20 protein-coding genes are annotated in these 20,898 nt (G+C 37.4%); 17 read left to right on the top strand and 3 right to left on the bottom strand.

Features of this window, described 5'->3' with window-relative positions:
- Window positions 1–58 precede the first annotated feature (58 nt).
- The 3 genes from CZ487_RS21125 (at window position 59) to refZ (ending at window position 4,158) form a co-directional block, all read left to right on the top strand.
- Window positions 59–1,903, top strand: a complete 1,845-nt coding sequence (locus CZ487_RS21125; RefSeq protein WP_077214259.1) for a sensor domain-containing diguanylate cyclase — start codon at window positions 59–61, stop codon at window positions 1,901–1,903.
- A gap of 158 nt (window positions 1,904–2,061) precedes the next feature.
- Entirely contained in the window at window positions 2,062–3,261 is a 1,200-nt protein-coding gene (gene megL / locus CZ487_RS21120; RefSeq protein WP_077214258.1) for a methionine gamma-lyase, read from the top strand.
- Window positions 3,262–3,525: 264 nt separating this feature from the next.
- Window positions 3,526–4,158, top strand: coding sequence for a forespore capture DNA-binding protein RefZ (gene refZ, locus CZ487_RS21115; RefSeq protein WP_077214257.1), 633 nt, complete (start codon window positions 3,526–3,528; stop codon window positions 4,156–4,158).
- A gap of 75 nt (window positions 4,159–4,233) precedes the next feature.
- Here refZ and hisJ read toward each other — a convergent pair whose 3' ends face one another.
- Window positions 4,234–5,037: a histidinol-phosphatase HisJ gene (gene hisJ, locus CZ487_RS21110; RefSeq protein WP_077214256.1), complete on the bottom strand. Its 804-nt coding sequence runs from the start codon at window positions 5,035–5,037 to the stop codon at window positions 4,234–4,236.
- 263 nt (window positions 5,038–5,300) lie between these two features.
- On the opposite strand from hisJ, the gene ezrA reads away from it, so the two are divergent.
- From ezrA to mbcS, 5 genes are all read left to right on the top strand, one after another.
- Window positions 5,301–6,992 (top strand): septation ring formation regulator EzrA, encoded by a 1,692-nt coding sequence (gene ezrA / locus CZ487_RS21105; protein WP_077214255.1) that lies wholly within the window; start codon window positions 5,301–5,303, stop codon window positions 6,990–6,992.
- 142 nt (window positions 6,993–7,134) lie between these two features.
- Window positions 7,135–8,277: a cysteine desulfurase family protein gene (locus tag CZ487_RS21100; protein ID WP_077214254.1), complete on the top strand. Its 1,143-nt coding sequence runs from the start codon at window positions 7,135–7,137 to the stop codon at window positions 8,275–8,277.
- 2 nt (window positions 8,278–8,279) lie between these two features.
- A complete protein-coding gene (thiI, locus tag CZ487_RS21095; protein WP_077214253.1) occupies window positions 8,280–9,491 on the top strand; it encodes a tRNA uracil 4-sulfurtransferase ThiI in 1,212 nt (403 codons plus the stop codon).
- A gap of 121 nt (window positions 9,492–9,612) precedes the next feature.
- On the top strand, window positions 9,613–9,828 hold the full coding sequence (locus tag CZ487_RS21090; protein WP_077214252.1) for an alpha/beta-type small acid-soluble spore protein: 216 nt from the start codon (window positions 9,613–9,615) through the stop codon (window positions 9,826–9,828).
- 269 nt (window positions 9,829–10,097) lie between these two features.
- Window positions 10,098–11,684 carry an acyl-CoA synthetase MbcS gene (gene mbcS, locus CZ487_RS21085; protein WP_077214251.1) on the top strand — a complete coding sequence of 529 codons (1,587 nt, stop codon included), beginning with the start codon at window positions 10,098–10,100 and terminating at the stop codon, window positions 11,682–11,684.
- Window positions 11,685–11,746: 62 nt separating this feature from the next.
- On the opposite strand, the gene CZ487_RS21080 is transcribed toward mbcS, so the two are convergent.
- Window positions 11,747–12,544, bottom strand: coding sequence for an NAD kinase (locus CZ487_RS21080; protein ID WP_077214250.1), 798 nt, complete (start codon window positions 12,542–12,544; stop codon window positions 11,747–11,749).
- A 249-nt stretch (window positions 12,545–12,793) separates the two neighbouring features.
- Between CZ487_RS21080 and sppA the strand changes: the two genes are divergently transcribed.
- The 9 genes from sppA (at window position 12,794) to CZ487_RS21035 (ending at window position 20,389) form a co-directional block, all read left to right on the top strand.
- Window positions 12,794–13,804: a signal peptide peptidase SppA gene (gene sppA, locus CZ487_RS21075; RefSeq protein WP_077214249.1), complete on the top strand. Its 1,011-nt coding sequence runs from the start codon at window positions 12,794–12,796 to the stop codon at window positions 13,802–13,804.
- Between the two features lie 102 nt (window positions 13,805–13,906).
- The gene (locus CZ487_RS21070) at window positions 13,907–14,368 is read left to right on the top strand and encodes an RDD family protein (protein WP_237562975.1); all 462 of its coding nucleotides are present in this window, start codon (window positions 13,907–13,909) and stop codon (window positions 14,366–14,368) included.
- A 93-nt stretch (window positions 14,369–14,461) separates the two neighbouring features.
- Window positions 14,462–15,157, top strand: a complete 696-nt coding sequence (locus CZ487_RS21065) for a DUF2953 domain-containing protein (protein WP_077214247.1) — start codon at window positions 14,462–14,464, stop codon at window positions 15,155–15,157.
- 14 nt (window positions 15,158–15,171) lie between these two features.
- A complete protein-coding gene (gene ytfJ, locus CZ487_RS21060) occupies window positions 15,172–15,714 on the top strand; it encodes a GerW family sporulation protein (RefSeq protein WP_077214246.1) in 543 nt (180 codons plus the stop codon).
- Between the two features lie 138 nt (window positions 15,715–15,852).
- Complete coding sequence (gene tpx / locus CZ487_RS21055) at window positions 15,853–16,353, top strand: thiol peroxidase (protein WP_077214245.1); 501 nt, start codon at window positions 15,853–15,855, stop codon at window positions 16,351–16,353.
- A 163-nt stretch (window positions 16,354–16,516) separates the two neighbouring features.
- Window positions 16,517–17,500, top strand: coding sequence for a class I SAM-dependent methyltransferase (locus tag CZ487_RS21050; protein WP_077214244.1), 984 nt, complete (start codon window positions 16,517–16,519; stop codon window positions 17,498–17,500).
- Window positions 17,501–17,741: 241 nt separating this feature from the next.
- Entirely contained in the window at window positions 17,742–18,929 is a 1,188-nt protein-coding gene (locus CZ487_RS21045; protein ID WP_077214243.1) for an acetate kinase, read from the top strand.
- 112 nt (window positions 18,930–19,041) lie between these two features.
- On the top strand, window positions 19,042–19,875 hold the full coding sequence (locus CZ487_RS21040) for an EcsC family protein (RefSeq protein ID WP_077214242.1): 834 nt from the start codon (window positions 19,042–19,044) through the stop codon (window positions 19,873–19,875).
- A 1-nt stretch (window position 19,876) separates the two neighbouring features.
- Entirely contained in the window at window positions 19,877–20,389 is a 513-nt protein-coding gene (locus tag CZ487_RS21035; protein WP_077214241.1) for a MogA/MoaB family molybdenum cofactor biosynthesis protein, read from the top strand.
- 28 nt (window positions 20,390–20,417) lie between these two features.
- Here CZ487_RS21035 and CZ487_RS21030 read toward each other — a convergent pair whose 3' ends face one another.
- Window positions 20,418–20,732 carry a hypothetical protein gene (locus CZ487_RS21030; protein WP_077214240.1) on the bottom strand — a complete coding sequence of 105 codons (315 nt, stop codon included), beginning with the start codon at window positions 20,730–20,732 and terminating at the stop codon, window positions 20,418–20,420.
- Window positions 20,733–20,898: the final 166 nt, after the last annotated feature.

Below are 20,898 nucleotides of genomic sequence, written 5' to 3'. Positions count from 1 at the left end.
CATGAATGAAAAATTATGTCCGTTGCGGTTACCGCAAGGATTCTAGGTGATGACAAAAATGGAATTGATGGATAAACAACTATTCTTATTAAAAAGTCAATTTTATGATCTTATAGAATACAATCGGAATTTCCACTACGGGATTCTATTAAATGAAATGCTGAAGATTATCAAAGAATTTATAGCTGTTGATGAGATAAGATACTATCACTTTAATGAAAGTGACATGAAATTTTACATGGAGGCTTCAACAGAAGGTAATCTAGAATTAGAAACTCAAATCAGGAAGGACTTTTCTGTGGGGACAGAATGGTTTTCTGCAGAACAAAATATTATTCGGAAGCCTTTCGTTCTTGCCCCTCTTGATGAATGTGATGTCCTGCTTCCACTGAGAAAAGAAGGAGAAGTGACAGGCTTCTTAGCGATGAAGGGAGTACTAGATACACAAGATGGGCTCCTTTTAAGCATTGTTCAAGAATGTCAGATCTTTCTTCATAAAATAAAAGGATTAACAGAAATTATTGTCGCAGAAAATCGCTATAAGCAGCTGTTTCGCGTCACAGAGAAGTTTCATTCATCGATGAACATGGATGCCGTTTTGGGAGAGGTAATTGAAACTTTACAGGAGGTTTATCCGTCCTTCACATATTACTTGATGTTATCGCATGATAATAATAGTCATGGGGATCTTCCAATTAAGGATTTGGAATATGATAGTGAAAATTTTCACGCCATGCAGGCATATGTTACAGGCAATGTCCAATTGGAAAGCTTTAAGCATAACAATACGTCCATTCTTTATGCTCCTTTGAAAGGAAAGCAAGGAGTGTACGGAGTTCTTCAAGTGATTGCACCAAATGCAAAAACATTCCCTGACGATGAGGTAGAGTTTATCAATTTACTAGCCAATACAGCTGGTTCAGCACTAGAAAATGCACAATTATATCAACAATCACGGAGATTAATTTCTGATTTGCAGATGATTAATGAAACTTCTCATAAGTTAAACTCTAATCTTCGTCTTAATGAATCCATTACATTTATGACAGAGAAGATTATAAGTTCGTTTGATGCCGAAGAAGTAGGTTTTATATTAGTGACAGAAGACTTTCGTCAGTTAAAAGTGATTCAAGGCAGCACGCCATTCTTCTTTTGTGATGAAGTGGAGATGTACCTCCAATATTTATGTGAGAAAATCATTGCTGAAAAAGATTCTCTGTTTATTGGTGATTTAAACATCAACGGTCAAGCTGACACGCACTATAAATCGATTATGGCAGTTCCGATGGTCCAAACGGGTGTGATAAAAGGCTTTGCAGTAGTAATGCACCGCGACCCATACCATTTTAAATTTGAAACATTTAAATTGCTGCAGTCCTTAATTCACCATTCTACACTTGCTTTTACAAATTCCATTCTGCGTGAAGAATTGGAGAAAAGTGTGATTACGGATCATTTAACAAGATTATACTCACGTAATTACTTAGATGATAAAATTCAGCGTTCCATGCACGAAGATGATCAAGGAACCTTCATTCTAATTGATATCGATAATTTTAAGCATATAAATGATACGTACGGTCATCAAGTGGGGGATGAAATTCTCATCCAAGTCGCATCCATCATCACTGCTAACATTAGGGATACTGATATCGGCAGCAGATGGGGCGGTGAGGAACTAGCGGTCTATTTACCAAAAGTTCCTTTAAGTACGGGACTTGTGATTGCAGAAAGACTAGTGGAAAAAGTCCGAACTTACACTAATCCTAAGATTACAATTTCCTGTGGTGTTTCTTCTTGGAAAAAGGAACAAAACGATACTTTCCCTAGACTGTTTAAACGGGCAGATAAAGCTTTATACAAAGCGAAAGAAACAGGGAAAAATAGAGTAGTTGTCCAGTGAATATTTAGAAAAGCACTCCTCGAGAGTGCTTTTTTTATCCCTTCTATTTCAATATTTCAGCTGCTGCAGTTAATATTTTCTCTTGTTACAAGCTTGCTACATATATTAATAGTAAGAATGTTTTTTCACTGTCATGTATCAAACAGGAGGGGATAAGAATGGGAAACGAAAAAGGCTATCGTTTTGAAACGGAGATCATTCACAAAGGCTACGATTGTAATCAGTTTCAAGGAAGTTTGGTTCCCCCAATTTTTCAAAGCTCAACTTTTACTTTTCCGAATGCTGAAAGTGGAGAGCGGCGATTTTCAGGAGAAGAAGCTGGCTACATTTATTCAAGACTAGGCAATCCAACCGTTAGGATGCTTGAGGAAAGGATGGCGGTGTTAGAAAAAGGAGAAGCGGCACTAGCCTTTTCGTCTGGGATGGCGGCCGTTTCTGCTACATTAATGAGTCTTACTAAATCGGGAGACCATATTCTTTGTTCTCAGGGTGTATATGGCTGCACATTTGGACTTTTACAAATGCTGAAGGATAAATACCATATTGACCATCAATTTTCTCCTATGTCTACAAAAGAAGAACTGTTAGACGCTATCAATCCAAACACAACATGTATCTTTGTAGAAACTCCTATAAACCCAACGATGAAACTTGTAGACTTGGAGCTCGTGGCAAGCGTTGCAAATGAAAAGGGGATTCCTGTAGTAGTCGACAATACCTTTTGTTCTCCATACTTGCAAAAGCCGATCCAATGGGGATGTGATGTAGTGATTCACAGCGCTACTAAATTTATATGTGGACATGGAGATGTAATCGGCGGGATTGTAGTCGGCAAAAAGTCTGTTATTGAAAGAATGGCAAGTACGACACAAAAAGACATCGGTGGAGTTATGTCCCCATTTGATGCGTGGCTTTTACTGAGAGGAATTAAAACACTTGCCATTCGAATGGAACGCCATTGTAAAAATGCTGAGAAGGTGGCCTCTTTTTTAGCTGAGCATCCAGGTGTCGAAAATATCTACTATCCAGGGGATAAAAACAGTTCAGATTATGTGATAGCGAAAAAGCAGATGCTTGAGCCGGGAGGAATTATCGCTTTTACTATTAAAGGATCAAAAGAAAATGCCCAAACCTTTATGAATCACTTGAAGCTTATAAAAATAGCTGTAAGCTTGGGGGATGCAGAAACCCTTATCCAGCACCCGGCAACGATGACACATTCCGTAGTACCGACAGAGGAAAGAAAAGAAATGGGGATCGGTGATAATCTCCTCCGCCTATCTGTTGGACTGGAGGCTTGGGAGGATATTTGTGATGATTTAAAGCAAGCATTCGAGAAAATAAAAGGTGACATTTAGAATAACAATATCATCTATTCCCCTCTAAAACTTTTAGAACTTGCTGCATTTTGCCGCAATATTCGACTATAACCTCAGTATTTTTCCTTAATTTTCTCTTATTTTCGTTTGCAGTACTCAAAAAGTACAGAAAAAGCAGAGACTTTGTCGAGTTTTTTATAAAGGAAACGAGAATATTCTGCAGAATATCTTTATTAAATAGTAACCTCGAGTCTAAAAACAGAAGAATACGTTAAGATTATTCGAAAATGAGGAGAGGGAGTAATGGGGCGTAATACAAAGGATGTCATTCTTGACTCTGCCATTTCATTATTTAATACAAAAGGTTATAGCGGGACATCAATTCGCGATATATCGACTAAAGCAAACGTAAATGTTTCAAATATCTCTTATTATTTTCAAAATAAAAGAGGGCTTCTTGAGTACTGTTTTACAACTTTTTTTGAAGAATACCTAGCTGAAATTGAAAAAGGATTTCATCTTTTAAGTGATGGGGCAACAGTATGCCTGAAGGAAATTACGAAAAAAATTCTTCACTTCCAATTCCAAAATTTACAGCTAACAAGGTTCATCCTTCGGGAAATGTCCATTGATTCACAAGTGGTTAGAGAGATTATGTCTACTTATTATGTAAAGGAAAGATACTTTTTTAAGAAAGTATTTGAAGAAGGAATGCGTACAAGAGAATTCCTGCCGTTATCGATTAATTATACGATTATTCAATATAAAGGATTATTATCGATGCCTTTTTTAAATACTTTTTATGTTTCAGAAGTCCTCCATGTCTTTCCACATGAACAATATTTTGCAAAAAAGTATTTGCAGGAAATCAATAATTGGATCGATGGCGTACTCGTTAATCACGCAAACCAGCGCTTACCGATTGCTGCAAAATAAGCGAAAGGCAGTCGTTTGAAATTTTACAAGACATCGGCGTAATTGATGCCGATGTCTTTCTTTGAGCTATATACCCTAGAAAATTTGTTGTTTAAACATTTCATGAAATCCCTGCTTTAAGTCCTTCAATTGGTGGGCATCTGATCCATATACGAGCGGAATATCGAGTTTAGAAGCCTCCTCTGCGATCCATAGAGGCGGATAAGGCTCCCGGCATAATGGTTTTGCTGTACCAGCTCCATTGTAATCAAGTTCATATCCATTTACTTTTATGCAATAGAGAATTTGCATTAATTCATCTTTAAATTCATAGGCTGCCGGGAATTTTTTTTGAAACTTTTTCACCAATGTAATATGTCCGATCCTTTTTGGTTTGTAAGGACCAAGGTCCGCATTAATGGACTTAAGCAAGGTTCTGTAGTACTGTTCATAAATTTTTTCTACTGACCCATAGTGTTGAATCATGTTGCCGAAATATTCAGGACTGTAATCAAGGCAGTCGTATGAATTTTCACTTTTTAAAAAATGGACGGATAAAACAGCATCATCCAGTCTTTCTCCGTATTGGTTTAAGAACGAAGTTGTTTGTTCTTCAAACCCTTCGATATAGTCTACTTCTAAACCAGTATTAATCTTGATTTTGTCCTTATATTTACTTTTAAGCTGATCTATCTCTTCAAAGTATCGAGGTAAATCTTTTATGTCCATCGCACTATCTTGCTGGGGGGTGGTGTCGATAAAACCTTCAGGCAGCGGCGCGTGCTCTGTGAATGAAATTTCAGAGAAACCTAGTCTAATGGCAGTTTCAACATATTGCTCTAATGAATCATTTGTACCATGTGGACAATAGGGGGTATGGATATGCCCATCTTTTAACATATTAAAACCTCCTCATTGATAACTATATACGTTTGAACAAATATCTGCTAATCTAATAGGATTCGAGATGAAATTAAAAAAAGCAAGTATTTCGTCGTTTTTATGCTGTTTTAAGAGAAAAACTGTCTTTTTATTACATTTGGAACAAAATTTTTGAAATTACTAGTCAAAAATTGTCGTTTACATGGTATCATAAAAACATTGAAATGCACATATTTTGACTATTTACGACCAAATCCTTGAGCTAGACAGGGGGCAATACATTGGAATATATAATTGGCGGCTTAGGGTTAGTCCTTTGCTTATACATAATCGGCTTTTTTGTGAAAAAGAAATATTATAAAGAGATTGATCACTATGAATCGTGGAAAATAGATATTATGAATCGGCCGGTGATCGAGCAAATGTCGAGGGTTAAGGCATTAAATATGACCGGTGAAACAGAAGAGCTCTTCGAAAAGTGGCGAAATGAATGGGATGATATTGTCACCACCCAGCTGCCTGACGTAGAGGAATATTTGTTTGATGCTGAGGAGTTTATTGATAAATACCGTTTCAAAAAAGTAAAAGAAGTGATGTCTGCAATTGAAGAACATTTAAATGAAGTGGAAAAAAAGATTAAGACACTTCTGGAGCAAATCAATGAATTAGTTGGCAGTGAAGAAAAGAACCGTTCAGAAATTGAGGAATTAAAAGAGTCATACCGAATTATGAAAAAGACTTTATTGGCACATCGTCATAATTACGGGGCTGCAGAAGCAGGATTAGAACTTAAACTAAACGAGATGAACACTCACTTTCAGGAGTTTGAAGAGCTTACCAATCATGGTGACTATTTGAAAGCGAGAGAGAATGTCTTATTCATACAAGCCATGCAAAATGATATTAGACATAAATTAGAGGTTATCCCAAGTTTATTAGTTGAATGTCAGTCGAAAATACCAGCTCAGCTCCATGAAATTAGAGAGGGCTACAGAGAAATGGTTCAGCAAGGGTATATACTTGATCATGTTGAGCTGGATAAAGAAATAGAGGGAATTGAAGAAGAATTAACTACTTTTATCTCTTCCATAGAGGAAATCGAAACAGATCAGGTGGAAAAAGGCGTTGAAGAGATTAAGAAAATCATTGATGGCCTTTATGATTTATTCGAAGAAGAAGTGAAGGCAAAGCAGTTCATTCATGTGCATGAAGAAGAAACGAAAGAAATGCTTCTAACTGCGCAAGAAGCCAATGAGATGCTTAAGGATGAAATTGAAATTGTCAAGCAAAGCTACCATATTTCAGATAATAGACTGCAAGAACAAAATGCCTTAGAGGAAAAGCTTCATCAATTATTTTCGCGCTTTGAATTGTTAGAACATAAAATTCAAAATGATGAAATGGCCTACTCCATCTTGAAGGAAGAGTTGAACGGAATTCGAGATCAGCTGGAGGAGATCCATCAGGAATTAATTAATTTTGATGAAAACTTGAAGACATTGAGAAAAGATGAATTAGCTGCACGTGAAAAAGTACAAGAACTTACTAAGAAAATAGCGGAATCGATCAAGCTAGTGTCAAAAAACAATGTACCTGGTCTTTCGAAAGATTACTTAGAGTTATTACAGGATGCTAAGGAAAGTATTGAAAACGTAAAAATAAAATTAGAAGAACAGCCGCTGGATATCCCTACTGTGCAAAAATATTTGGACATTGCAGTTATGACGGTTGATCGGATTTTTAATGCAACTACGGAAATTGTAGAGACGGTACGGCTGGTAGAAAAGGTTATTCAATATGGAAACAGATATCGCAGCAGGTACGCTTCTGTTGATGAAGGGCTGAAGGAAGCAGAACAATCCTTTAGAGGTTATGATTACCATTCAGCATTGGAACAGGCAGCTTCTGCAATTGAAGAAATCGAACCAGGTGCTTTGAAAAAAATTGAATCAATCCTTTCTGAAAAAAAATGATAAGATGGTTAATCCGTTCTGCTTAAATGAGAACGGATTTTTTTTTATGGATGAGATTGAGATATTTCTCAATTTAACCATGTTATGATAGGATTAACAGTTAGCAAAATAAAAATCGGACGAGTATGAAGGGGTAAAGACCATGATCTACTTAGATAATAGTGCGACAACAAGACCATATAAAGAAGTCATCGATTCTTTTGTCAAAGTATCAACTGACTACTTTGGGAATCCTTCCTCTCTCCACCAATTAGGCGTGCAGGCGGAAAATCTGCTCTCAAAAGGGAGAAAGCAATTGGCGGATTTACTTGGAGTGAAACCGGGTGAGGTCTTTTTTACATCTGGCGGCACGGAGAGCAACAATCTAGCTATTAAGGGTGCTGCTATTAAACATCGGGGCCGCGGAAACCATATCATAACGACAGAAGTTGAGCATGCGTCTGTCAGAGAAACGATGAATCAATTAAAGCAGCTTGGATTTGAGATAACATACCTTCCTGTAAATAGCGAGGGAAGAATGAATATAGATGACCTTGAGAAAGCTATTTCTCGGGATACGATTCTTGTTACTGTTATGCATGTAAATAATGAGGTGGGCACGATACAGCCTGTCGAGGAGGTTGGAAAGTTCCTGCAGAAATATCCTCGAGTGCTTTTTCATGTTGATTATGTGCAAGGTGCTGGGAAGATCCCGCTAGATTTAAAAAGACATCATATTGACCTCTGCTCCATTTCAGGGCATAAATTTCATGGCTTAAAAGGGACAGGGTTATTATACGTCCGTGACGGCGTACAAATCTCGCCGCTTTTGACGGGCGGAAGCCAGGAATTTACGATAAGAAGCGGGACGGAAAATGTCGCAGGTGCAGTAGCCATGGCAAAAGCATTGCGGTTAACGATGGAAAAGCAGCGAAGTGATAGCGGCCGCCTTGTTTCCATGAAAGAGCAAATGATCCAAGGATTAATGGAACTAAGTGATGTAACCATTCATACACCTTCTGTTCATAGTGCTCCGCATATCATTAATTTTTCGATAAAAGGATTTAAGGCAGAAGTTTTTGTGCATGCCCTTGAAGAAAAGGGAGTATATGTCTCTACAACCAGTGCGTGCTCTTCCAAAAAGAAAAGCACCAGTACAACATTACTAGCTATGGGTGTTGATGAAGGACTTGCCAACAGTTCTGTTCGGATTAGTTTATCCTATGAGAATAGGATGGAAGAGATCAATCAAGCTTTGACTATTATTAAAGAAACTGTAAAAAATTTGAAAGAGGTTATGAAGTAGACATGAATTATGATCGCATCTTGATAAGATATGGTGAAATTTCCACAAAGGGCAGAAATCGAAATAAATTTGTAGAGAAACTTAAAAGAAGCATTCAACGGGCGATTGTTGATTATCCAAATGCGAAAGTTCAGGGGAAAAGAGAAAGAATGCATATCGTCTTAAATGGTGATAATGGTGATGAAATTATTCAGCGCATTAAAGGGATTTTTGGGATATCTTCTCTCAGCCCAGCTGTCAAAACATCAAATGAGATTGAGGAAATGAAGGAAGCTGCACTAAAGCTGTTCCAAAGAGTATACACTGAAGGATCAACATTTAAGATTTCAGCTAGAAGAGCTGATAAAACGTATTTTCTTGATACAAATGAATTGAATCAGACATTTGGCGCACATCTGTTGAAAAATATCCCTGGCTTAAAAGTAGATGTAAAAAAACCGGATATCAATCTCCAAATAGAAGTACGCGAAGAAGGTACATATTTATCATGTGAGAACATACCAGGGGCAGGAGGTCTGCCTATTGGTTCTAGCGGTAAAGCGATGCTGATGCTTTCTGGTGGGATTGACAGCCCTGTTTCAGGCTTTTTATCCATGAAACGGGGATTGGAATTAGAAGCTGTCCATTTTTTCAGCCCTCCGTTTACAAGTGAGCGTTCAAAGCAAAAGGTTATCGAGCTTGCCGAAAAGCTTTCATATGCAAATGGAGGTTATTTTACGCTGCATATTGTACCATTTACTGCCATTCAGCAGCTTATTCAAAAGCAAGTACCTGAAAACTATACGATGACAACAACAAGAAGGTTAATGCTAAGAATCACTGATGCATTGAGAGAAAAATTTGGCGGACTTGCGATCGTAACGGGTGAAAGTCTCGGGCAGGTTGCTAGTCAAACGATAGAAAGCATGTATGCGATTAATGATGTGACAAATACGCCAATTTTACGTCCGCTGATCACAATGGATAAAACAGATATTATCAAAATTGCTCAAGATATTGACACTCATGATATATCGATTCAGCCTTATGAGGATTGCTGTACCGTTTTCGTACCGTCCTCACCGAAGACAAAGCCAAAAAAAGAAAAGGTTCAATACTACGAGAGCTTTGTTGACTTTGAGCCGCTAATTATGGAAGCGGTAGAAGGCACGGAAACGATTCAAATTAGCCCAAAGAAAGAACAGGAAGCTGACTCTTTAGATGAACTATTTTAATGGCGGGGCCTGTCTGCTTTGTACTTTACGATAAATTTTCTACTGTGAACAATTACCAGCTGATATTGTGAATGAATGTCGTGTGGAAAACACATTCTATACTCACAAGGAGGTGATACACATGGCAAACAACAACAGCAACAACTCAAATCAGCTATTGGTTCCTGGTGCAGATCAAGCTCTTAACCAAATGAAAATTGAGATTGCTTCAGAATTTGGTGTAAACCTTGGTGCTGACACAACTTCTCGTGCTAACGGTTCTGTTGGTGGAGAAATTACTAAGCGTCTAGTATCTTTTGCTCAACAATCAATGAGCGGACAAGGTGGACAATTTTAATTAAAAAAACTATATAAAAAATGGCTACAAGAAGCAGGCTGCGGCCTGCTTCTTTATTATTTTCTCAAGATAAAGATTACTTTTTACTGGCGATTTTTCATGAGAAGGAGTAAAATAAGTTCATCACCAGTTTTTATGACCAGATAATAATAATAGATATAAATTTCTTTTAACAGCAATATAATAATTTATAATCTTTTTAAAATTTTGTATAATAGAAGCAAGCTTTATTTTTTACATATTTAATCCTATTTTAGGGGGAGTTATGGATGAAACGAGAGGACCTGTTAGCACCGCAAAAATATAATTTAGTTTCTGAAATGGAGAGATTTTCTGCAAACCCTAACAAACTTGCATTGAAATGGGAATCTGAAGACGGTGATAAGAAAGAGATTACCTATAAGGATCTTTTGGGAAAAGCAAATAGAATTGGAAACGCTTTCTTGCAGAGCGGCTTACAAAAGGGAGATGTAGTTCTTGTCATTGTTCCAAGATTGGTTGAAGCCTATCAAGTCTATGTTGCAGCTTTAAAAGCAGGGTTAGTTGTCATTCCAAGTTCGGAAATGCTGCGTACGAAAGACCTTCAGTACAGAATTTCTCATGGTGATGTTAAAGCAATTGTCAGTTATTATCAGTATGTTGACCAATTTGATCATATTAAAGAAATACAAAGTATTACCAAATTTGCAGTTGGTGCGAAGGTAGAGGGATGGATCCATCTGGAAGAAGAGATGGAAAAATCCTCAGAAGTTCTGGCATTAGCTGACACTGATAAAGAAGATATGGCATTTTTATCATACACATCCGGAACAACCGGCAACCCTAAGGGAGTTGTGCATACCCATGGATGGGCATATGCGCATTTAAGAGCGGCAGCACCTAATTGGTTATGTATCGAGGAAGATGATATTGTATGGGCAACTGCGGGGCCTGGATGGCAAAAATGGATATGGAGTCCCTTCTTATCTGTTTTAGGTTCTGGAGCGACAGGACTGGTTTATCACGGGAAATTTGAACCGCATAAATATTTACAATTACTAGATCAATATAAGGTGAATGTTCTTTGCTGTACACCAACAGAGTATCGTCTCATGGCGAAGGTTGATAATCTGCAAGATTACAAGCTTTCTAATCTACGAAGTGCTGTGTCAGCAGGTGAGCCTTTAAATGTTAATGTTATCGATACCTTCAAGAAACATTTTAATATTGAAGTTCGTGATGGCTACGGGCAAACTGAAAATACACTCCTTGTCGGAATCACGAAAGGAATGAGTCTGAAAGCAGGTTCAATGGGAAAACCGATTCCAGGGAATAGTGTAGAAATTATCAATGAAGACGGTTTTCCATGTGAAGTAGGCGAGGTCGGAGATATCGCAGTACATGTAAAAACACCCGCACTCTTCAAACATTATTATAAAGATCCAGAACGTACAGCGATGCAATTCCGAGGAGAATATTATATTACGGGAGATAAAGCGAAAAAAGACGAAGAAGGTTATTTTTGGTTCGAAGGGCGCGGTGATGATATTATCATCAGCTCAGGCTACACAATTGGACCATTTGAAGTCGAAGATGCACTCGTTAAGCATCCTTCTGTCAAGGAATGTGCGGTCGTTGCCAGCCCAGATGAAGTTAGAGGCAGTGTGGTAAAAGCATTTATCGTCCTGCGAGATGGGGTTAATCATGAAGACCCAGACTTGGTTAAAAATCTTCAAGAGCATGTGAAGAAATTAACTGCTCCTTATAAATATCCAAGAAAAATAGAGTTTGTACCAGACTTACCAAAGACTACATCTGGTAAAATTAGACGGATTGAGCTGCGGAAAAAGGAAATGGAAATCTCGCAGCAAAATTAGGGATTCCAGAAAAAAATTGGGTAATAACAAAGAACGAGTGCGTGCTGCACTCGTTCTTTCTTTTAAAGAAATGTTCTTTTCACTTTTTCCCAAAATGAATTGTTCTTAAGTTTAACGGTTTTAATTTGTTTATCACTTAATTTTATGTTGATCTTTTCTACATGCTGGATACTTAGAGCCTCGTTATCCATTCCCATGGTTGGATGGTCATTGCCATCCTGCAAAATTCTTAAAGTAAGCTGCCGCCCGCCGCTTAAGATGAATGGTGAACCTAGTGTTCGATATTGATTATTATTGAGGGAAGCAAGTTCACTGACTTGAATGGAAGGTACTAGCGGGTCTACAATAGCACCGTTAATAGACTTGCTGTAGGCGGTGCTCCCAGAGGGTGTTGAGACTACCATTCCATCGCCCCTAAATGTTTCAAAATGTAAATCATCTATAAATACATCCATAACGAAGGTCTTTATTATGGAAGAACGAATACTGAATTCATTTAAACATTGAAAAGACATTTGATCGTCTACCGTCACATCAATAGTAGGGTAGCGTCTAACCTCTGTTTCTTCGTTCTTAACTGCTTCAACCATGCTCGCGATTTCATCAATTTGAAAATCACAATAGACATTCAGCTTCCCGGTGGAAACACCTGTATACAAACAATCTTCTCTAAAGCCTGTCTTCCTTACCGCTTGCAGAAAAGTTCCATCTCCGCCGAAACTCATAATAATGTTCGCTTTTCTATGGTCCTGTACGATATTAAAACCATAGTGATCAATGTATTCATAAAAAGGCTTAACCTTTTCAATCATTTCTTGATTTTTTTTGTAATATAAAAAAATATTACGACGATCAGGCATTTGTATTCCTCCGTTCAGTATTGTTGTTTACAAGTTAAGCTGTTTATTTGTTACACTATTACTGGAAACTTTTGATTAAATTGCCCGAAGCGCACCCTTTATTATCCAATTTAATCATATTTTGTATAACACTTGTTTATTATAGTGTAGATGTTTTTGAAACATTTTAAAAGAAAGCACGTAATAGAAAATAAGGACATTTATTGAACACTAATCTACAAGTAGGCAAAGACAGGAGGAGGATTTAGAATGAATGGAAAACGTTGGGCTGCTCTAGGGATAGCAGCGGCGTTATTGTTTTTTTCAATTGTAGTCAATACTTTATCAACGTTTGCTTTTAACGATTTTGAAGCATCATTTGATCAATGGTTTGGGTCAGCGGATGAAATGTTTTTAGAGGAAGTGATTGAAGAAGGAGATCCGTTTAATAAAATTGCGGTACTGGATTTGAATGGGGTCATTCAAGATACAGGGGAGGCAGGTTCTCTTTTTGCAACGTCAGGTTATAACCATCGGGCATTTATGGAAAACCTCAATCATGTAAAAGATGATGAGTCTGTGAAGGCCGTAATCTTAAGAGTAAATACACCTGGCGGGGGAGTAGTTGAAAGCGCGGAGATTCATGACAAAATAGTAGAAATTCAGAATGAAGCAAAAAAACCAGTCTACATATCAATGGGATCAATGGCTGCATCAGGAGGTTACTATATATCAGCTCCTGCTCACAAAATATTCGCAAGTCCAGAAACGCTGACAGGATCACTCGGAGTCATTATGCAAGGCTATAATTTTGCGGGTCTGGCTGAAAAATATGGCGTTGAATTCGTCACCATTAAGAGTGGGCCATATAAAGATATTATGAGTTCGACAAGAGAAATGACGGAAGAGGAAAGAGCGATCCTTCAATCGATGATCAATAACTCTTATGAAGGATTTGTAAAGGTTATTTCTGAGGGAAGAGGGCTGTCTGTTGATGAAGTGAAGAAAATAGCAGACGGCAGAATTTACGATGGGCGACAGGCGAAGGAAATTGGTCTAGTGGACGGTTTCGGGTATTTTGAGGATGTCATTGAAGAAGTGAAGAATGAACAAAAGCTTAAGGATGCACAAGTTGTTTCTTACACAGAAAATTTTGGGTTCGGCTCACTGCTTTCAATGGGAGCACAGAAAATAATCGGAGAAGATCTTGAGATCGATGGACTAATAAAGATACTATCGCACACTAATTCACCGCGGCTTATGTATCTATATAGCGAATAGGAGGGAGCATTTGTGAAAGAACATGATTCAATTCCAGAAGAAGGTCAAATAAACCAGTTAGAAGAAAGTGCTTCCCCTGCTATTATAGAAGAACAAAAGTTAGTGAAAGACAACGAAGAATTTCATAATGGTGGAAAAGTAGAGAGAAAATTGAGTTTTGCGGGTTTTTGGATGCGCTTTTGGGCATACCTGCTTGATTTGGTTGTGATTGGGAGTATAGATCGCATCATCATCAATCCTATATTTAAGATGCTGGGATTAGAATTAAACGCGATTAGCATATTTGCACCAATCTCCATTGCTGCTGCCATCACATTTTATGCTTATTTTGTACTCATGACGAAGTTCTTTGGTCAAACGTTAGGGAAAATGGTATTTGGTCTGAAGGTTGTTAATCTAAAAGGAGAAAGGCTCTCTTGGGGTACTGTACTCTTTCGTGAATGGATTGGTCGTTTTATTTCGACGTCTATCTGGATTACGTATATTATTGTGGCGTTTTTACCGAAAAAGCAAGGCTTGCATGACCTGTTTGCAGATACTACTGTCGTCCATGAAAAATCGTAATAGAATAAGAAAAAATAAACCTGTCGTTTCATTTTCGACAGGTTTATTTTTTTGGTTTTTGTAGATAATAGGAGGCTGAAAGGTTGTGTAGGAATGAAGTGGGTTTTATTAGTATTACTGGTCCTTTTATTTTTATTACTATTGTTTTTGTTTACAAAATTACGAGTATATATTGATTACTACCACGGGCAAAATAATGATCATTTAGAAATTAAATTCAAAGCTTTACTTGGACTTATTCAGTACAAATTGAATGTACCAGTTATGAAAATGGATGATGATTCTCCGAGTTTAGTTGTAAAAGAAAAGGTCGAGGCAGGACCTAATGAAAAGGATAAAGCTCAGGATACGAAAAAGTTTACTCCTGAAGAAATGTTGGACAGTTTTAAAGATGTCAATCAACTATTAAAGCATGTTGTGGGCTTATATAAAATAGTCCGCTGGTTTTTAAGTAAGACGGTTGTCACAAAAATGGAGTGGAATACGGTCGTCGGAGTTGGTGATGCTGCCTATACGGGAATGATATGTGGCGCTTTTTGGACGGTAAAGGGGAGTTTAATTGGATTAGTTAGTACTCTAATGAAGGTTAAAACCATCCCGCAAATTATGGTTACACCAAATTTTAATGCAACTATGGGTCAAACTTCATTTAAATGTATGATTATGTTTCGGATAGGACATGCTATGTTTGCAGGTATTAAACTGATTAAATACTGGAAAGGCGGGAAACCTCGCTTTCGAACAAAACCGTTAGCTCATTTTTCTCAAAACAAAACAAAATCGATATAGAGGAGGAAGGATAAATGTCCGAACATCCAATTCAAGGGTTGATGACAACCGCCATGGAAAACTTAAAAGAAATGATTGATGTAAACACGATTATTGGTGATCCAGTTGAAACCCCTGATGGTAGTGTAATTTTAACTGTATCAAAAGTAGGTTTTGGGTTTGCGGCTGGAGGAAGTGAATTTATTATTGATGGTGAATCAAAAGGAGGAGGCCAAGGCCAGGGTCAGGGTCAGGGTTCAAAACATCCTTTTGGCGGGGGTAGCGGTGGAGGTGTCTCCATTACTCCAATCGCTTTTTTAATTGTTAACTCAAAAGAAGTAAGAATGGTACACTTGGATGAAAGTACGCACTTATACGAAAAAATCCTTGATTTGGCTCCTCAAGCTGTTGATAAGATTCAGCAAATGTTCTCTAATAAAAATAATTCGGGGCAGGGGAACCAAGGCTCTCAAGGGAATCAACAAAACGGTCAAAGCGGCCAAAATCAAAATAGCCAGCAAAGCCAGGGGTATCAAAATCCTGAATATAGCGGTCCGAAGGAAGATTTGGAAATTTAAGCAACAAGTTAACTCTCGGTTAAGAGGGTTAACTTTTTTTTAAGACTTTTCAAAATTTAACCTTTATTATTTGCATAAATGTGCCAAAATAGTTTATGATTTACACTGTACATATGTTGGTAAGGAGGATGAGGCCAAATGGCATCAGTTACTTTTAAGGGAAACCCAGTAACATTATTAGGATCAGAGGTTAAAGTTGGTGACAAAGCACCAAACTTTACAGTATTAGCAAATGATTTATCTCCTGTTACATTAGAAGATTCTAAAGGACAAGTTCGTTTAATTAGTGTAGTTCCTTCTCTAGATACAGGAGTTTGTGATGCACAAACTCGCCGTTTTAATGAAGAAGCTGCAAAATTAGACAATGTTAAAATTTTAACAGTTAGTGTCGATCTGCCATTTGCTCAAAAGCGCTGGTGTGGAGCTGCAGGTATTGAAAACGTTCAAACTCTTTCTGACCACCGTGACCTTTCTTTTGGGGAAGCGTTTGGGGTAGCAATGAAAGAACTTCGTTTACTTGCTCGTGCTGTATTTGTTGTTGATTCCAATGACACTGTTACATATGCAGAATATGTAAGCGAAGGCACAGACCATCCAAACTACGAGGCTGCAATTGAAGCAGCTAAGGCAGCTAAATAATTAACGCTTAAAAACAGCAAGCAAAGTTAGACCTCGTGATACTGATCGAGGTCTTTTCTTTTTCTTTTACCTTAATGCCACTACATAACTAGTAAGATGCTTTAAACTTGTGATTGGTTTTATTCCCATATACAATAGGAAAATGATAAAAGGAGGTTACAGGATGAAGATTTCTCCGGTTGAAGATTTATTTTCAATTTTTAATGAGACGGCAGCCATTCTTCAAGAAGAATTGTCGATTACATATTTAGAAGCTTTGGCTGAAACAGGTGAAAATCTATTTCAGCAGTCTATCCTTCAGGAGGGACTTAGTGAACTGACGGTCAAACGCTTAAAAAAGAGTTACGATAGCTTTCAATTAAGCAAGTATCCAAAAGAAGAGATACGTAAATCCTTCCAATTAGCTGCTTTAAAAGGAATGAAGGAGAGTGTTCAGCCGAATCACCAAATGACACCAGATACGGTAGGAATGTTGATCGGTTATTTAGTCAGTAAATTTGTAGATTCCTCACCAATTCGTTTATTGGACCCGGCTGTTGGTACAGGAAATCTATTAACAACTGTGATAAACCAGCAAACCAATAAGACAGTTGAAGGGATTGGTGTCGATATTGACGATTTGCTTGTAAAACTAGCTTATGTTAATGCTAACCTTCAAGAACATCCACTTCAATTGTTTAACCAAGATAGTTTGGAAGCATTGTTTATTGATCCTGTCGATGCCATTGTTAGTGACCTGCCAGTAGGCTATTATCCTAATGATGCAGGGGCATCTCAGTACAAACTGAAATCTGATGAAGGACATTCATATGCCCATCATCTTTTTATTGAGCAGAGTGTGAATTACAGTAAGGATGGTGGATACTTGTTTCTAGTCATTCCAAATGGATTGTTTGAAAGTAAAGAAGCTCCTAAATTACATGAATATTTACAAGAACATGTCTATATTCAGGCTATTCTCCAACTGCCGTCCACGATGTTTCGGAATAAAGATTCTATGAAAAGCATCCTAATTCTTCAGAAGAAAGGGGCGGAGGCGAAGCAGCCAAAACAAGTGCTTCTAGTAAATCTTCCAAGCCTTTCTATTGCAACAGAAGTGGATAAAATTCTAAGAAAAATTGATCAATGGATCGTAGAAAATAAATAAAAGTCGTCACAAATAGCTATTGTCTTTTGACAATGGCTATTATTTTTTACATTCCAAAAAGTGCGAAAATATTTATTTTACCATGTAAACGATATCATTACAAGGTATTTCTTGAATAATAAAACAATGAATGATTAAATGAGGAATGAATCGATAGAAATGAATGAAATAGAACAGAATACAAAGAGAGTAAAAACTTAAATAAGTACATAATTGTCGTGTAAAAGGAGCGTTAAACATTATGTCTAAAGTAATTGCGATTAATGCAGGGAGTTCATCATTAAAGTTTCAGTTATTTGAAATGCCGTCGGAGGAAGTTATTACGAAAGGGTTAATTGAGAGAATCGGATTAAATGATTCCATTTTTACTATTTCTGTAAATGACGAAAAGGTAAAGGAAGTAAGTGATATTCCCAATCATGAAGTAGCGGTAAAAATGCTGCTTGATAAGCTTACGACTTTAGGAATTATCAAATCATTAGATGAAATAAACGGAATTGGACATCGTGTTGTTCACGGCGGGGAAGATTTTAATGATTCAGTCTTAATTTCGGATGAAGTTCTAAATAAAATTGAAGCACTTTCAGAGCTTGCTCCCCTTCATAACCCTGCAAATGTGACAGGAATTAGAGCTTTTCAACAAGTTTTGCCGAATGTTCCTGCAGTAGCAGTTTTTGATACAGCTTTTCATCAAACAATGCCGGAAAATTCTTTCCTTTACAGCTTACCATATGAGTATTATGAAAAATATGGAATTCGCAAATATGGGTTCCATGGTACATCTCATAAATATGTTTCAGAAAGAGCAGCTGAAATGCTTGGACGTCCGCTTGAACAGCTTCGTCTATTATCTTGTCACCTTGGTAATGGAGCAAGTATTGCTGCGATTGAAGGTGGAAAATCCATCGATACTTCCATGGGATTCACACCATTAGCAGGAGTTACAATGGGGACGCGCTCAGGAAATATTGACCCTGCCCTTATTCCTTACATCATGGAAAAAACGAATAAAACAGCAGAAGAAGTTCTTGATGTTTTAAACAAGAAGAGTGGAATGCTTGCTATTTCCGGGTTTTCAAGTGATTTACGAGATATTGAGGATGAAGCAGAAAACGGGAACGAACGTGCAGAGTTAGCACTGCAGGTTTTTGCGAATCGAATTCATAAATACATCGGTTCCTATGCAGCACGCATGTATGGAGTTGATGCTATTATCTTTACAGCTGGTATTGGTGAAAATAGCACAGCTATTCGCGAACGTGTACTAAAAGGATTAGAATTCATGGGTGTCTACTTTGATCCTGCATTAAATAAAGTACGTGGCGAAGAAGCATTCATCAGCTATCCGCATTCCCCTGTCAAAGTTATGGTCATCCCTACAAATGAAGAAGTGATGATTGCAAGGGATGTTGTAAGATTATCTAAATAAGAATTTAACTAAGACAAAAGCTGAATGTGCTTTTGTCTTTTGTTTTTGTTAATAGCATTAGACGGTATGCTATACTATGGGTAAAAGCAGAAGTGTTAGGAGGGATCTAGGAATGGCTTTAACGGATAGGGATAAAATGGTTTTAAGTGAGATAAAAGAATGGGAAAAGAGTCTTTATAATTACATGCCAAATGATCTTGAATTAACCTATGAAAAATATGTGGATCGTGCTTTCTCCCTTCTGCCTGAAGAAAAGCAAGCCGAATTCTTTTCGGTGCTTGATACATGGCTTTTTCATTTCCATTCCTTTATACAAGGAATGCAATTGCAGCATGATGCGAGGGAGAGAATTCTTTCAGCAGGAAGAATTTTTGTTCATGATATAGAAGAGATTGATGATTTAAAGAAATTAACGATTGATCAACTACAATACATAGCTCAGCAGCAGATTGCCCGTCATCGTCTTTATTCACTTACGCAAGGTGGCTTGTCGGGAACAGGAGGAACACTTCTCTTAGGGACGGACATACCAGCTATGGTGGTCATTAATATTAGAGTAGTCCAATTAATTGCGATTGTTTATGGATATGAGGTAAATCATCCGTTTGAAATGATGACCTCTTTAAAGGTTTCTCATGCTGCAACATTGCCAATGCGTATACAGGCCCAGGCGTGGGAGCAATTAATGCATGAATTAAAGAATACCGATGAGTACTATTTTTACGATGGTGAGGATGAATTGACCAATCTTACAACCCTTGACCAGCCAATCAAGCAAATGTTAAAAGCATTTACGATTCTTTTGTTTAAAAATAAGAAGTTCCAAGGCGTTCCATTTTTAAGCATGGCTATAGGAGCCGGAATGAATTATCAATTAACAAGAAGAGTAACAGAATTTGCACATAAGTATTATCAGATGAGGTTTTTACTGGAAAAGGAGAAGTAAAATGAGCATAACTGAACATAAGCAAGCTGCACCACAACAAGTAACTTGTAAAATTATTACAGTTAGTGATACTAGAACGAAGGAAACTGATAAAAGCGGACAGCTGATGATCTCGATGCTTGAATCGTCAGGACATATTATTGGTGATTATGTAATTGTAAAAGATGAAGCGGATCCAATACGGGATGAAGTAATCAAGGGATGTGAAAATCCAAACATTGATTGTATTTTAACGAACGGTGGAACAGGAATTGCGAAGCTAGATGTTACCATTGAAACGGTACAGAAGTTGTTTGATAAGGAAATCAGCGGCTTTGGAGAGCTGTTTAGAATGTTAAGCTACCAGGAGGATATAGGCTCAGCAGCGATTTTATCGCGTGCAACAGCTGGGGTTGTTCAAGATAAGGCTGTTTTTTCAACACCTGGTTCAAGCGGTGCTGTCAAGCTGGCTATGAATAAACTTATCCTTCCCGAGATAGCACATATTGTACGAGAGCTTAAGAAGGATCTATGAAAGCCCAATACTTTGGGCTTTCAGTCATTTATTGATGGATTTTGCCGGAAACATGCTGATTAGCCCGATACCAAAGCCAAAGATCATTAATAATCGATGCAAGATCGGCGATATCAGAATTAAGTTGGCATGAAACCTTAAAGTCATTTTCATCTGAAAGCTGAAGTTGTTTTTTATTAATGATCTTTTCAATGTCTGCGATACGGTCGGGTATTCTACCGCGAATCTTCTCCCAATAAAACAAAATCGATTGCTGCGTTTCCAGCGGATAATCATCCCAATTAAATTCAAGAATTGGAATCTCAATTCCTAACCTTTCATCAAATGAAAAATGCTCCTCCATATTTAAATTTCCCCCAGATTTGCTTTCTTATATTCTATTATACTATAACAATACGCAAACTCCTTTGAAATAGTTCATTTCCTTAAATGCGGGATGTTTTTTACTTTTCGGCCCCTTATATGGAAAAAAATGTTAGAAAAATATAAAAATAAATTTATTTTTATAC

Source organism: Robertmurraya dakarensis (assembly GCF_900156875.1).
Classification (GTDB): Bacteria; Bacillota; Bacilli; order Bacillales; family Cytobacillaceae; genus Robertmurraya; species Robertmurraya dakarensis.
This window is presented reverse-complemented; position numbering and strand designations above follow the sequence as displayed.

Bases quoted from the DNA above. Each gene is read 5' to 3' on its own strand.
- refZ (WP_077214257.1), top strand. From the start codon at position 3,526: ATGGGGCGTAATACAAAGGATGTCATTCTTGACTCTGCCATTTCATTA.
- CZ487_RS21040 (WP_077214242.1), top strand. From the start codon at position 19,042: ATGGCTTTAACGGATAGGGATAAAATGGTTTTAAGTGAGATAAAAGAA.
- CZ487_RS21050 (WP_077214244.1), top strand. From the start codon at position 16,517: ATGAAGATTTCTCCGGTTGAAGATTTATTTTCAATTTTTAATGAGACG.
- CZ487_RS21045 (WP_077214243.1), top strand. From the start codon at position 17,742: ATGTCTAAAGTAATTGCGATTAATGCAGGGAGTTCATCATTAAAGTTT.
- CZ487_RS21030 (WP_077214240.1), bottom strand. From the start codon at position 20,732: ATGGAGGAGCATTTTTCATTTGATGAAAGGTTAGGAATTGAGATTCCA.
- tpx (WP_077214245.1), top strand. From the start codon at position 15,853: ATGGCATCAGTTACTTTTAAGGGAAACCCAGTAACATTATTAGGATCA.
- ytfJ (WP_077214246.1), top strand. From the start codon at position 15,172: ATGTCCGAACATCCAATTCAAGGGTTGATGACAACCGCCATGGAAAAC.
- CZ487_RS21080 (WP_077214250.1), bottom strand. From the start codon at position 12,544: ATGCCTGATCGTCGTAATATTTTTTTATATTACAAAAAAAATCAAGAA.
- CZ487_RS21065 (WP_077214247.1), top strand. From the start codon at position 14,462: ATGAAGTGGGTTTTATTAGTATTACTGGTCCTTTTATTTTTATTACTA.
- CZ487_RS21100 (WP_077214254.1), top strand. From the start codon at position 7,135: ATGATCTACTTAGATAATAGTGCGACAACAAGACCATATAAAGAAGTC.
- hisJ (WP_077214256.1), bottom strand. From the start codon at position 5,037: ATGTTAAAAGATGGGCATATCCATACCCCCTATTGTCCACATGGTACA.
- megL (WP_077214258.1), top strand. From the start codon at position 2,062: ATGGGAAACGAAAAAGGCTATCGTTTTGAAACGGAGATCATTCACAAA.
- sppA (WP_077214249.1), top strand. From the start codon at position 12,794: ATGAATGGAAAACGTTGGGCTGCTCTAGGGATAGCAGCGGCGTTATTG.
- thiI (WP_077214253.1), top strand. From the start codon at position 8,280: ATGAATTATGATCGCATCTTGATAAGATATGGTGAAATTTCCACAAAG.
- mbcS (WP_077214251.1), top strand. From the start codon at position 10,098: ATGAAACGAGAGGACCTGTTAGCACCGCAAAAATATAATTTAGTTTCT.
- CZ487_RS21035 (WP_077214241.1), top strand. From the start codon at position 19,877: ATGAGCATAACTGAACATAAGCAAGCTGCACCACAACAAGTAACTTGT.
- CZ487_RS21090 (WP_077214252.1), top strand. From the start codon at position 9,613: ATGGCAAACAACAACAGCAACAACTCAAATCAGCTATTGGTTCCTGGT.
- CZ487_RS21125 (WP_077214259.1), top strand. From the start codon at position 59: ATGGAATTGATGGATAAACAACTATTCTTATTAAAAAGTCAATTTTAT.